At 38.8% G+C, this 13,213-nt stretch carries 12 protein-coding genes; 6 read left to right on the top strand and 6 right to left on the bottom strand.

Annotated features, from left to right (window positions below; translation table 11 throughout):
* Positions 1-7: 7 nt before the first annotated feature.
* Both FTV50_RS01885 and FTV50_RS01880 read right to left on the bottom strand, forming a co-directional pair.
* On the bottom strand, positions 8-913 hold the full coding sequence (locus FTV50_RS01885) for a DMT family transporter (protein WP_168378072.1): 906 nt from the start codon (positions 911-913) through the stop codon (positions 8-10).
* Between the two features lie 5 nt (positions 914-918).
* Positions 919-1,407 carry a YaiI/YqxD family protein gene (locus tag FTV50_RS01880; protein ID WP_373683664.1) on the bottom strand — a complete coding sequence of 163 codons (489 nt, stop codon included), beginning with the start codon at positions 1,405-1,407 and terminating at the stop codon, positions 919-921.
* 267 nt (positions 1,408-1,674) lie between these two features.
* On the opposite strand from FTV50_RS01880, the gene FTV50_RS01875 reads away from it, so the two are divergent.
* Positions 1,675-2,607 carry a hypothetical protein gene (locus tag FTV50_RS01875; RefSeq protein ID WP_180023317.1) on the top strand — a complete coding sequence of 311 codons (933 nt, stop codon included), beginning with the start codon at positions 1,675-1,677 and terminating at the stop codon, positions 2,605-2,607.
* Positions 2,608-3,212: 605 nt separating this feature from the next.
* Here FTV50_RS01875 and serC read toward each other — a convergent pair.
* A complete protein-coding gene (gene serC / locus FTV50_RS01870) occupies positions 3,213-4,292 on the bottom strand; it encodes a 3-phosphoserine/phosphohydroxythreonine transaminase (RefSeq protein WP_078190394.1) in 1,080 nt (359 codons plus the stop codon).
* Positions 4,293-4,640: 348 nt separating this feature from the next.
* On the opposite strand from serC, the gene FTV50_RS01865 reads away from it, so the two are divergent.
* The 4 genes from FTV50_RS01865 to FTV50_RS01850 all read left to right on the top strand — a co-directional run bounded on the left by FTV50_RS01865 (position 4,641) and on the right by FTV50_RS01850 (position 9,594).
* On the top strand, positions 4,641-6,128 hold the full coding sequence (locus FTV50_RS01865) for a TolC family protein (protein ID WP_180023316.1): 1,488 nt from the start codon (positions 4,641-4,643) through the stop codon (positions 6,126-6,128).
* Between the two features lie 117 nt (positions 6,129-6,245).
* Entirely contained in the window at positions 6,246-7,349 is a 1,104-nt protein-coding gene (locus tag FTV50_RS01860) for an HlyD family secretion protein (RefSeq protein WP_373683668.1), read from the top strand.
* Positions 7,349-8,479, top strand: coding sequence for an ABC transporter permease (locus FTV50_RS01855; RefSeq protein ID WP_180023314.1), 1,131 nt, complete (start codon positions 7,349-7,351; stop codon positions 8,477-8,479). The genes FTV50_RS01860 and FTV50_RS01855 overlap by 1 nt, the downstream gene beginning before the upstream one ends.
* On the top strand, positions 8,476-9,594 hold the full coding sequence (locus FTV50_RS01850; RefSeq protein ID WP_180023313.1) for an ABC transporter permease: 1,119 nt from the start codon (positions 8,476-8,478) through the stop codon (positions 9,592-9,594). Before FTV50_RS01855 ends, FTV50_RS01850 begins: the two co-directional genes overlap by 4 nt.
* Before the next feature lie 118 nt (positions 9,595-9,712).
* Here FTV50_RS01850 and FTV50_RS01845 read toward each other — a convergent pair whose 3' ends face one another.
* A complete protein-coding gene (locus tag FTV50_RS01845) occupies positions 9,713-10,261 on the bottom strand; it encodes a hypothetical protein (RefSeq protein ID WP_180023312.1) in 549 nt (182 codons plus the stop codon).
* Between the two features lie 459 nt (positions 10,262-10,720).
* Here FTV50_RS01845 and gltP point away from each other — a divergent pair, with 459 nt between their 5' ends.
* Positions 10,721-12,016 (top strand): glutamate/aspartate:proton symporter GltP, encoded by a 1,296-nt coding sequence (gene gltP, locus FTV50_RS01840; protein WP_180023311.1) that lies wholly within the window; start codon positions 10,721-10,723, stop codon positions 12,014-12,016.
* A 67-nt stretch (positions 12,017-12,083) separates the two neighbouring features.
* Here the strand turns inward: gltP and FTV50_RS01835 are convergent, their stop codons facing one another.
* A complete protein-coding gene (locus FTV50_RS01835) occupies positions 12,084-12,527 on the bottom strand; it encodes a DUF3887 domain-containing protein (RefSeq protein ID WP_180023310.1) in 444 nt (147 codons plus the stop codon).
* A gap of 196 nt (positions 12,528-12,723) precedes the next feature.
* On the bottom strand, positions 12,724-13,194 hold the full coding sequence (locus FTV50_RS01830; RefSeq protein ID WP_180023309.1) for a hypothetical protein: 471 nt from the start codon (positions 13,192-13,194) through the stop codon (positions 12,724-12,726).
* Between the last annotated feature and the right edge of the window lie 19 nt (positions 13,195-13,213).

The following is a 13,213-nucleotide window of genomic DNA, read 5'->3' as shown; positions in this document are numbered from 1 at the left end:
TTTTTAATCAATGTTTTAATTTGTGGGCGAGCTCTCTGTTCGCCCGAAAATCTTTATAAAAATAAACAAACAAGCCTGATAATAGAATCACAGCACCAAGTAAAACCATCAATGATAATTTTTCATCATTCAGTAAAGCACCAAAGAGCATAGCAAGCATGGGTGTGAGGACTGTTGTTAAAGACAAAGTTGTCGCCTTGATGTTTTGTACCAGTTTGAAATAACAAAACATTGCAATCAATGAAGCCATAATCACTGCATAAAATAAGCCAATGAGTGCTTTGGTCGAAGGCATCTGTGTCGGTGCATACTGCCAAATAAACGGTAGCATTGCAGCAGAAAATAGTGCTGAGATAAGAATCGAACCCGTGGCTTGAGACATGGGCTGCAATGGCGCATTGACTTTTTTCACCCAAAAAATCGACATACAGTAGACGAATACGCTCATTAACATTAAGACGATGCCAACAGGCTGTACGTGCTGATCACTGCCGCCTAAGCAAATAATGGCTAAACCACAGACGGCAATCAACATCCCAATCCATTGCAAGCGATGCAGATAGGTATGAAAGAAGAAACGACCGATCAGACCCGTCATAATTGGTGCCAAACCAAACATCAGGGCAATAATGCCTGAGCTGAGATAGGCCGTTGCCATATAGGTAAAAATCTGAGAACCAATAAAACTAAATGCCCCCGCCAAATAACTGTGCAGGGAGGTTTTATCCATCGGAAGTTTATGTTTAAAAATAAACAATAATGCGACAGCCAAGGGTAATGCGATAAAAAAGCGTAATGTCAGTGCCCAAAACGCATTGATATCACTGACACTCCAAACGATGGCAAGTGGCGTGGTCGACCAAATGAACACCAACAACGCATAGGTCGTCGCTAGATTTGTTTTAGATGGCATGGTTTTTACTTCTGCGCCGTTTTACGTTTTTGCTTTTGAATGGTTTGATCTAAGCTACTAGAAAATTCGCGCTTATCACGTTCAGAAATCGGTGCTGGACCACCGGTTTGCACACCTGCGCCCCGTAAAGTATCCATAAAGTCGCGTAAGTGTAGACGTGCTTTGACATTTGCTGTGGTATAAATCTCTCCGCGTGGATGTATCGCTATACCGCCCCGCTCAATCACTTCAGCAGCAAGTGGAATATCCTGTGTCATCACGATGTCGTGCTCTTTCATGCGCTGAATAATTTCTTTATCCGCTGCATCTGCCCCACTCATGACTTGAATCGAGTTAATTCGCACCGAAGGCGTTATCCCAACATTTTGATTGGCGACAAAAGTGACTTCTAACTTGTAACGATCAGAAGCACGAATAATCACATCACGTAAAATGCGTGGTAACGCATCTGCATCCACCCATAATTTAAATGGCAGCACTGATTTTCCATTCACTTTTAAACATGGCCCATAGTAACAAATCTACATGACAATTTGGGGGATCTGCATCCGCTGAATGGATCTACATTTCTCTAATCATGAGAATCGAAAAGCTGCAAAATGACTCCAACTTGGGCTTATTTTCCAATGCTTTTACATTTAAATCCTACTGAAAACATTTTTTATGCATGATTTCATGATAAATATGACGTCGGTGACTTGAAAATTTCAAATAACCCTCGATTTATTAACTATGAAACCAACCCAATATCAATTGTGCATATGAAAAAACAAAATAGCCCTGAAATTATCACTATTGAAGATCAAACTTTTGGTAGTCATGTTGAACATTGGAATTTGCTCACCGGCAACCCGACAACGGATGTACCAGTTTGGCTGGGTCAGGCATTGGATGCACCCATTATGCCGATGGGCTTATGTGCACAAGAATCTGATATGGATCAAAGTACATGGCTGATTCAAGGTCCATCTCAAGCGTCGATACAACTTTGCCAAGTGATTGCGGTAGAAAATAATAAACCTAAAGCCGTTAAAACTGCATTTCCAAGTTTTGATAGCCCATATAAAACCAAAGCCACCATTGAACGTATTATTACCTGTAAATCCAATACGCAAGCTGTGCTTTGCCTCGACTTAGGCGCAAATACCAGTGTGTATGCTTTTGATAGTTTATATAGCGTCAATCACGACCAATATGAAAAAGATGTAACCTACAGTGTGCAACTCAATGCTTGGGCCTATGAACTCGAAGCTGTCGCAGAACATGAACAGCTTGTTGTTGACGATCCCGCATCGATTAAACATCATCGTGCTTTAAACGATATCTTGGCAGCAAATAATGGTGTTGCCCCTGCAGACTTACACGAACAAATTAAAGCATGGCAACCAAAGTCTGAAGATGACAAAGCGCCAGTGACCGTCGATTTTTCTAAAATGGTTGCATACCTATATGGTGAAAACCTCGGACAAGAAGACGAAGCATGGTTCCAAGGGCATATTGTTGGCAAAACTGCCATGCAATTTAAAGAGCAAGACTATACGCTGTATGATGTGACCTTAATCCACGAAGAAAACCAAGAAGCGGTGATTGTTCGTGTTGCAACACGAAATCCGGAGCATAAAGATTTCAATGTTGGGCAATATATTCGTGGCAACTTGTGGATACAAGCCAATATTTACGCAAAATCTGCCTAATTTAAATTGAAAAAACCAATTTCACATAAAAAAAACCGCCTCAGTGCGGTTTTTTTATTTCTCGCTAATCATGTGTATTCGCTGAATATTTAAATGATTGATTATTTCTTATCCATAAACCAGTCAATATATTCTATTTTTAAATTCAAATTAAAATAACTTATCCACAATATTAAATTCAAAATAATGCTGCTAAATAAATCCATCTACAAAGGATAAAATATAAAAATCTAATATAAATAAATAAGATAGGAAATTTATAAAACTAAATTTATCAATTCAGTTGCTTATTTTTAAATAAACTAAATAGTTTAGTAAGTTTACGGCAGATAGTACTTTATTTAATCAAATAATTATGTTAAAAATGCGTTTAAGAAATAGTAATTAACGATAAATAGATCGGAAAGAATATCTATGAAAGTCGTGCAAGAAGAAAACTTATCGCAAGTTGACCATCACATGGAATCTCGATATCAAATCGAGCCAATGTCCTGCTTATTTTTTATGTTAGGTATGCTGATTTGTGCATACGTTTTACATACTTTTATTTTTTAATCTATTCAATAAAAAAACCGGCATTTGCCGGTTTTTTTATGTCTTTAGGATTATGCGTTGCGTTTTGCAAAGTCATCCATAAAGTTAACCAGTGCTTGAACGCCTTCTAGCGGAACAGCATTATAAATACTTGCACGCATACCACCCACTGAACGGTGACCAGCTAAATTCAGTAAATGGTTTTCTTCAGCTTCTTTCAAGAATTGTTTTTCCAATTCTGGGTTCGCCAAAGTAAATGGTACGTTCATGATTGAACGGAATTCTTTTGCAATTGGATTTGCATAGAAATCGCTTGAATCGATATAACCATAAAGCAATTCAGCTTTTGCCATATTCGCTTTATAAATTGCGTCTACACCACCCTGCTCAAGTAACCACTCAAAAACCAGGCCAGATAAGTACCATGCATAAGTTGATGGTGTATTCACCATTGAACCATTTTTCGCTTGAGCTGAATATTTCAAGATACTTGGAATATCTGCTTTCGCTTGATCCAATAAATCATCACGAATAATCACTAAAGTTAAACCAGCCGGACCAATATTTTTCTGAGCGCCTGCATAGATTAAACCGAACTTAGAGACGTCTAATGGTGCAGATAAAATGCTTGATGAAAAATCGGCAACCAATGGCTTGTCTGTTTCAGGAATGTTGGCAAACTGAAGACCTCCAATGGTTTCATTATCTGCATAATGCACATAAGCCGCATCATCAGATAAGTTCCAAGTGCTTTGATCAGTAATCGCAAGTTTACCGTCAATGCTCGTACCCGCTTCAACGACATTAATGTCGCCATAACGCTGTGCTTCTTTCAACGCTTTTTCAGACCAAATACCAGTGTGGATATAGTCTGCTTTGCTGTTTTTACCCAATAGGTTTAATGGGATCGCAGAGAATTGCAGTGATGCGCCACCTTGAAGGAATAACACTTTATAGTTGTCTGGAATATTCATCAACTTACGAAGATCAGCTTCTGCTTTCTCTGCCACAGCGACATAGTCTTTACTACGGTGGCTCATTTCCATGATCGAAAGGCCTTTGCCTTGCCAGTCAAGCATTTCAGCTTGAGCTTTTTCTAAAACGGCAGTGGGTAATGCAGCAGGACCAGCACAGAAGTTGTACGCGCGCATGAGTTTTCCTTTCAAAGTGAAACACAATAAAATGATGGCATTTAACCATATCTGACGCGTGCTTGCAGTAGTTAAAGCTGAAAATATTCCAATGCTGTCTGACATTTGAAGTCAAAATTTCAATAAAGATCAAAATTAATTCTTCTTAATTCAAATTATTAGATTTACTGATATTTTTTATCCCTTGAATTGATGCTAATTTAAGGTCTTGATGTGCGAAAAATGATGCGCGCTGCAAAGATAAAATTTATTTACATATGTATATGAAACAATACAACAACTTAGTGAATTTACCCAACTTCATCACAATGACTATAATGAACCCATCCTAGCTGTGAGTGTGTTTTTATGCCTTTACCTCGAACAGATTATTCTATAAAAATTAAACATACATTTCGTTCAGGTTTACTGCTTGGCCTTGGTTGTTTCAGTGGCTTTTTTAGCCCCACCGTACTTGCGCAAAGTATCAGTTATAGCCAAGCAGAACAAAGTCTACTCACTAGTTCGTATAGTACTCAGACCAACCAAGCGCTACAACAATCTGCCGAACTTCAAGCTCAGGCCATTAAAGGGCTTGGTTTACCTCGTGTGGATTTAAACGTCCGTGCCTATGCCTTTCATAATGAACTCGATATTCCTCTCGGCGCCTTAAAAAACAACTTAGAACAAACGCTGAGTAATGGCATTAATAATAAAATTGATGAAAGCTTACCGAGTGATTTAGCAGACCCATTAAAAGACAGTCTGCAACAGCCAATCCGTGATGGTGTCGGATTAATTCCAGATTCTTCCCAAGTGGTCTTAGATGATCAAGTGATCCGCCCTACCGTTTCCGTAATGATGCCGCTGTATACCGGTGGGTTAACGTCTAGCGCCAAGGAAATTGCCAATATCCAAGCCAAACGCAGCGCGATAAGCAGTGAACAACAACAAGATGTGCAACGTTTTGAATTAATCCAAGCCTATTTTAATGCTCAATTACAAAAAAAATTAGTCGAAAGCAGCCGCTTCAATTTAAATGCGATGCAACAACACTATGCCAATGCACTCAAAATGGAACAACAGGGTTTCATTAGTAAAGGCCAGCGTATGCAATTTGAAGTGGCGAAGAATAATGCGCTCAGAACTTTTCAAAATACTGAAGCGAATCTCCGCTCTAGCTTATTTAAGTTAAACAACTTAATGCAAAGCAGCCAAATTACTGATCTTACAACGCCATTATTTATCAATCAGCAACACAATCAAAATATAACCGCCTTACTAAAAAGTTATCAGGATCAGTCTAGTTTGGTGCGTAAAATGCAATTGGACAGTCAATTGGCCGGTGCCAATGTGAAAGCCCAAAGCGCAGCAAAAAAACCCAACGTCTTTGCCTTTGGTGAATATAGTCTTGACGATAAACAAAACTGGATCGTTGGTGTTGCCGCTCGCTACAACTTATTTTCAGGTATTGATAAAAACAAATCCGTACAAGCCGCTGAACTTCAACGCTATGCATCTGAGTTAATGACCGAGCGTACCAAACAAGAAATCGAAAGCCTGATTTATAGCTCGTTTAATGAAGTCACCAGCGCTCAGCAAAGTCACCTGTTGTTGCAGCAAAATCTAAAAGCCGCGCAAGAAAATTTAAGAATCCAACAGCTTTCATTTAAGGAAGATATGGGAACAGCCACACAAGTCATTGATGCACAAAATGCACTGAGTGGGCTACAAAGTGAAATGGCGCTTAATGCTTATAAATACGTGATGTCACTTGCAACATTGCTACAAAGTCACGGGAGCATTGACCAGTTCCAAAGCTATATCAATCAATCACACACCGATTACATCCGTTAAACTTAGACTGGGGAAATGCACATGAATCAGGATTCAACTGATCAACCAAAAGACACCTCAACTGAGGATAAATCATCTGTTACATCAACAAATGATACGGTTGTACCAAAGCCTGTTATGGAAAACAGTAGTACGCAAGACGAAATCGCGATGGATAAAAAGCCGACAGAATCTGTTAATTCAACGTCTCTAGAGCAAGACCACTCTTTCTCCTCATCAAAAGACCAACATAAGAAATCTATACTGATAAAAATTGCCGTTGGCATTATATTGATACTACTTTTGGCATTGATTGCATTTGGCTTATGGAAAAGTTATCAGCCCAAGCAGGTTGAATTACAAGGTCGAGTTGAGGCTGAAACCATCCACATTAGTACCAAAGTACCCAGTCGTATCGAAGAAATATATGTGCATGACGGTGAAAAAGTACAAACAGGTCAAGCACTGGTTCGTTTAACCAGCCCCGAAGTCGATGCAAAGAAACAACAGGCTTTAGCTGCACTCCAATCTGCGCAAGCACTGCAATCCACAGCTGAACGCGGCTCTCAACAAGAAAATATTGATAGTTTGTATGCCAATTGGCAAAGTCTAAAAGCACAGCAACAATTGGCGCAAACCACCTACCAACGTGGTCAAAACCTCTATAAAGAAGGTGTGATTTCACGACAACGCCGTGATGAAATGCAAGCTGCCGCAGTGTCTGCTGCACAAATGACAGAAGCGTCTTATCAACAATATGCGCGTGCAAAACGTGGCAGTACACCGCAACAACAAAGCTCGGCAGATGCCCAAGTCAAGATTGCGCAAGCCGCGTTGGCTGAAGCCAATGCACTTGAGGCTGAAACCAAATTGTTTGCACCCTCCAATGGCACCATTTCAAAAACCTATGGCAAAGTTTCAGAATTAGTTGCGATGGGTGTGCCCGTAGTGAGTCTGATTCAAGATGATAGCTTGTGGATTAGCTTAAATGTCCGTGAAGACCAGTATGCTCAAGTGTATCAACTCAAGACCATGCAAGGATTTATACCTTCGCTAAACAAATCTGCCGAGTTTAAAATTGATCACATAGAAGCCGAAGGTGAATTTGCAACGATTAAAACCACGCGACAAACGGGCGGCTATGACATTCGTAGTTTTAAAGTCCAACTGAAACCCGCTCAGCCGATTGCTGACTTAAAAGTGGGTATGAGCGTTTTGTTTAAAATTGAAGAGCGTAAATAATGTTTAGGGGCATTCTGCGTGAGTTTCGCTATTTGATGCAGCATAAATGGGACTTGTGCATGGTCACACTTGCCCCTGCCCTTGTGATTTTGCTCTTTACCAATATGTTTGCTCAAGGCAAACCAGATCATTTACCTATCGCGATCATAGACCAAGACCAAAGCAGTTTAAGTCGCAACATTACCCATTTTGCGCAGCTCAACCATACATTAAAAGTAGCCACCATTACACCCAGTATGGACGATGCTGAAAAGCTTTTAAATCAGACTAAAATTTGGGGCTATATTCATATTCCTGCTGGCGCAGAGCAACGACTGGTTCAAGCAAAAGATGCAGAAATCAGCATTGCCTATAACCAAAGCTATTTTAGTGTTGGCAATAGTATTTCATCAGCCATGTTACTGAGTACACTGCAAGCCATGGCCGATTTTAGTGGTCATCAGTATTTAGAAAATACCATTCCCTACCTCGATGCACCGACACCCAATGTCAAAATTTCACCCTTATATAATCCGGGTTTAAATTATGAGTTCTATTTAGAGCCCTACATGATTCCTGCGATTCTACATTTACTACTGTGTTGCTGTGTCGCATTTTCGGTTGGTCAAGAAATCAAATATGGCACTGTAAATCAATGGGTGAAACCGACTTCTATCTTTAAAGCTTTAATTGCTAAAAATCTCAGTTATGTTTTCATTTTTACCGCTTGGACATGGGCGTGGATGTTTTGGCTAATCGTGTTACGAGGATGGTTTGTTCAGGGGTCATTACTGCTCATTTTGCTCGGGCAATTGTTTTTTTATACAGCCTATGCCTTTATCAGCTCTACCGTAGTTTTAGCAACGCGTGATCTCACCAAGTCTTTTGGTTTTATTGCGGTATATGGTGGCTCATCACTGAGTTTTGCAGGGGTAACATTGCCGCTGAATAACGCACCGATGTTTACAAAGTTTTGGGCCAATATTATTCCCTATACGCCTTATGCCAAATTACAAACAGAACAATGGGTCATTGGTAGCCCAATCTCCATTTCAATCACACCGCTTGTCACCCTGATCATTTACTGTCTGTTCTATTTTGTTCTTGCCAGCTTCTTTCTACGTAAAGTACTAAAGGAGCAAGTCATATGAATGTAATCGTGTCATTTCTATCAAATTTGCTCAGACACTATATTCAAACCTTTAAAGATATTGTGAAGCACAGTTCGATTTTTACCACTTTAGTGCTTTCTGTTTTTCTTTACAGTTTTTTTTATCCTATTGCCTATCAAGCGGAACACGCAGAATCGCTCCCCATTATTGTGGTGGATGAGGAACAAAGCATACTCACCAATACGATTATTGGTGCCGTAGCCAATAGCCCCAATGTAGAAATTCGAGCTGTGACTGGTAATTTTGCTGAGGCTGAAAATATGCTCAGTAGTCAGCAAGCTGACGGGATTTTACTGTTGCCGAGTAATCTTTCAAATAGCATTCGCCGTGGTGAAACCGGTGGAATTGGTTTATATCTCAGTGCTGCAAACTTTCTAAAGACACAAAAAATTGGCTTAGGTTTAGCCAGTTCTATGGAAAATGCCCTCGTCGAATATGCAGAAAAATTCCAGAACATATCAGATTTTAGCCCGGCTTTGTCTATCCATAAGATTCCATTATTTAATCCACTTTCAGGCTATGGCAGCTATATTTTCCCAGCGGTTGCTCCCTTAATTATTCATCAGACGATTTTATTGGGTCTATCCATGCTGATTGCGACCTATCGACAAAACACCACTTGGCGTCCGAGCTATTCACAATTAGCTGGCATCTTCTTGTGTATTTTGACTATCGGGACTTTAGGGTGCTTCTATTTATTTGGTTTTACTTTTTGGCTGAATGATTATCCACGAGGTGGAAATTTTGGTGGCATGTTCATTGCTGTACCCATCTTCCTCAGTTGTATTATTGCAATGACCCTCTATCTCGCCACTTTTCTTGACCTGCCAGAACGTGCAGGACATGTCATCGTTTTTAGTTCTATTCCGCTATTTCTACTTTCGGGAACGGCATGGCCACATGCAGCTATGCCTGAATGGATGCAAATACTCGCTCAAGCATTACCTTCGACCCAAGGCATTCAAATGTTCCTTCAACTCAATCAGATGGGTGTGCCAACAGCAATCGTCATTCCTAAACTGCTTTACCTCACAAGTATTGGACTGATTTTTTTATGTCTTGCTGTCTGGCGTTTAAAGCTTTCCAAACGATAATGCTGTTTGCGCTGTTAAACATGTCTAGATCAAGCGAAATGCGTTCAAACCTATTCATCATGGACTCGAACGCTTTGCTTCTAATCATGTCTCAAATTTAAATTCTTGCTGTCATCTATTAGCTGTATGCATTTGGCGTGACAGTCGATGCTTCATCCACTTGAATATCAAAATCATCTACATCTGAGGTGATCTCAGTAACCAAATCATCTGACTCTTTTTCTGCAGCGTTTTCAAGCCAGAATCCTTTCACTTTATCGTCCCCATCATGACCTGCAAAGACCACACTCATATATAGTTTTTTTTGCGGATAATCATATTTATACACAATTGTTGTGGTCTTACCTTCTCCCAGCCGAGTATTTGCCATTCGCTGAATCACTTCCGCTTCAGCGCTAGGTTGACCTACAGGAATCAACTTTTTCATACGTGAAAACAGCTCTGGATCTGCTAGCATCGCATCACGAACATTTTCTTCAACCAATGCCAAAAAGCTATCTTGATGGGGTTGGTGTAGTGCTGCGAATAATTTTTCTGACTTGATACGCTGTGAGCTTGTCTCACTTGGTAGGCTTGATTCGAATTTTGCAATCAAGAAATCGCCGATTTTTTCACAAGCCGTTATAGGTAAGATTAAAGCAATGATGACGACTAATTTTTTCAACACCGTACAAGCCCTCTGGTTATTATTAAAATATATAAAGTTAAAATTTAGTTCGGATAATCTGTGTGATTTATAGAATTTTCACTGATTTATCTGCCTCACAAGTATAAAGCAAACTTCTATATAAAAATGAAAAATACAGGCTCACATTTAGTTTTTCGATCTTTCTAGGTAAATCAGAGATTTCGTGAAGCGTTTATTAATAACTCAATTTTATTCGTTTTATAAATTAAAATTAATAATCGAATCGCTTATACAACTAAAAATGATAATTTATCGATCAAACAGTTTGGTTTTGATCAAAATCGTTGGCTGTATTCTCATATAAACTGCAAAATATTGTCGTATTTATCTCCCAAATTATTCAGAACTTTTTGTCATGGCGGATTCAGTCTGTCTGCAACATTTGTTCGTGGATGACTGTGGGCTTTTTTCTCCCAAATCTGACAAAAGAGCTGATGTATGAAAAAGATTAAGGTGAGCCTTGCCTGGCAAATCGTGATTGCTCTCATTCTAGGTATACTTGTTGGTGCTTTCCTACACTATTCTCCTGAATATCGTGATGCTTTAGTTAATAACTTTTTGACGCCTTTGGGCTCAATTTTTATTAACCTTATTAAGATGATCGTTATTCCGCTTGTTGTGTCGATGCTTATTTTAGGTATTGCCAATACAAGTCACGGTAGCAACTTAGGTAAACTTGGTTTCAAAACAATTATTTATTTTGAAATCATTACCACCGTTGCTATTTTAGTCGGTTTAGTTGCAGCCAACGTATTCCAACCTGGTGCCGGCATTGATATGTCTGCATTGACGCAAGTCGATATTTCAAAGTATCAAGAAACAACACATGAAGTCAGTGAACATTCTCATGGTTTGATTCAAACAATACTTTCACTTATTCCATCTAACTTTTTTGCAGCTTTGACGAGTGGTCAAATGCTCCCAATCATCTTTTTCTCTGTGATGTTTGGTGTAGGTTTAGGTGCACTTGATCAGGAAGTAAAACAACCTTTAATTAAAGTGTTGACCGCTGTTTCTGAAACGATGTTTAAAGTTACGCACATGATCATGATGTTTGCACCTATTGGTGTATTCGGCTTGATTGCTGCAACTGTTGCGAATTTCGGCTTCAGCTCTCTTGTGCCACTGCTTAAACTCGCAGTTTTAGTTTATGGTGCAATTTTCTTCTTTATTTTCATTGTATTAGGTGCAGTTGCTAAATTCTGTGGCTTCAGTGTTTGGGCCATTATCAAGATCTTAAAAGATGAATTGATTCTCGCGTATTCAACTGCAAGTTCTGAAACTGTCCTACCCCGTATTATGGAAAAAATGGAAGCTTACGGTGCTCCGAAACCGATTACCAGTTTCGTGATTCCAATTGGCTATTCATTTAACCTCGATGGTTCGACCCTATATCAAAGTATTGCGGCTATCTTTATTGCTCAGCTTTACGGGATTGATCTGACAATCACCCAACAAGTGATTCTGGTCCTGACCTTGATGATTACCTCTAAAGGGATTGCAGGTGTACCTGGCGTTTCTTTCGTGGTCTTACTGGCGACTCTCGGCAGTGTCGGTATTCCACTTGAAGGTCTGGCATTCATTGCGGGTATTGACCGTATTTTAGATATGGCACGTACTGTACTGAATGTGATTGGTAACGCGCTTGCGGTACTGGTGATCAGTAAATGGGAAGGCCAATTTGATACTGAAAAACAAAAAAATTATGCCTCTAATCTAAAAGATGCCGCTTAATTTTATGCCATAAAAAAGGACGCTTCGGCGTCCTTTTTTACAGCTTTGTTTTATTTTTTACCAAACTTTATTTATTTTTTTCACCAAATACTGAAATATTAAAATCTCGAATTTTGTTACTTCCTGCAGGTTTATCAAAACTTACATCATACTGTACAAGGTTTTTATTGGTATAACCGTACTCATAAGTGACCGTATATAAAGACGGCTTTTCAGTCGATTTTTCAATGTGCTTAGCCACAATATTTTTGCGTGAGTAATCTTGTTTCGGAATACCTCGTGCAAATTTACGCAGCTCTTTTTCATTCTGTTCAAACTTCGCTTTGAGTTCTGGTTCAAAGTAAGTGTACAGCTTTTCAAAATTGCCTTCACGTAATTGATCATAGGCAGCTTGGGCAACTTCAGTCTGTTCAGTACTTGGGTCTGGTATTGCATTTAATGCTTTTTGGCCAATTTGGTCACAACCTGACAACGCTATGACACAACCTAGTAACAAAAAATTTGCCTTCATAACCACACTTATTCCTAATTTAAGCTTTTGAGTATATATAAAACTTCAAAGTTGATATTAAAATTAAGATATCTCTTTAACTTTTCTCTTTCCAACTTGTTGACAGTACATTAAATTAAACTCTGTTCACTTACGCAAGGTAAATGAGCTTCACTTTTAATGTATTTAATAAAGTACCACTGAAAATTCTAAGGGTTTATTTAAGTACCAACTTTAGATGACTACCGATAATTTTAGCCAAAGGATCATCTTGTTTAAATAATACGGTGTAAAATACAGTTTGCTGCTCGTATTCATACTTAAGGCTTACTTCAATTAGTTCACCATGCACACTATTTTTAATACTTTTATATTCCAACATTTTATAATCTAAAACTTTTTCAAAATATGGAATATATGAAGATATTTCTGGTAATAATGTTGGATCTTCTAACAAAGCTTGATAAAACTTCTCATCTGTTATTTTCTGGATTTGATCTAAATCTTTATCACGTATAGCAACATACAATTGCTCAATGTGTTTAAGTTGCAAAGGTGTCAGCTTATAAGGAATAGATGATTCTTTTTTTATACCTTCATTAAACTCTACAGACGTCGGCTCACTACATCCCATTAATGCAAAACAAATGACTATTCCTTTGGTTCTAATTAATTTTTTGAAATACATTTAAGTCACTATTCTTGTT

This window comes from Acinetobacter sp. YH1901134, from assembly GCF_013416965.1.
In the GTDB taxonomy this organism is placed as follows: Bacteria; Pseudomonadota; Gammaproteobacteria; order Pseudomonadales; family Moraxellaceae; genus Acinetobacter; species Acinetobacter amyesii.
Note: the sequence above shows the minus strand (reverse complement) of the source record. Positions and strands in the feature narration are given on the sequence as shown.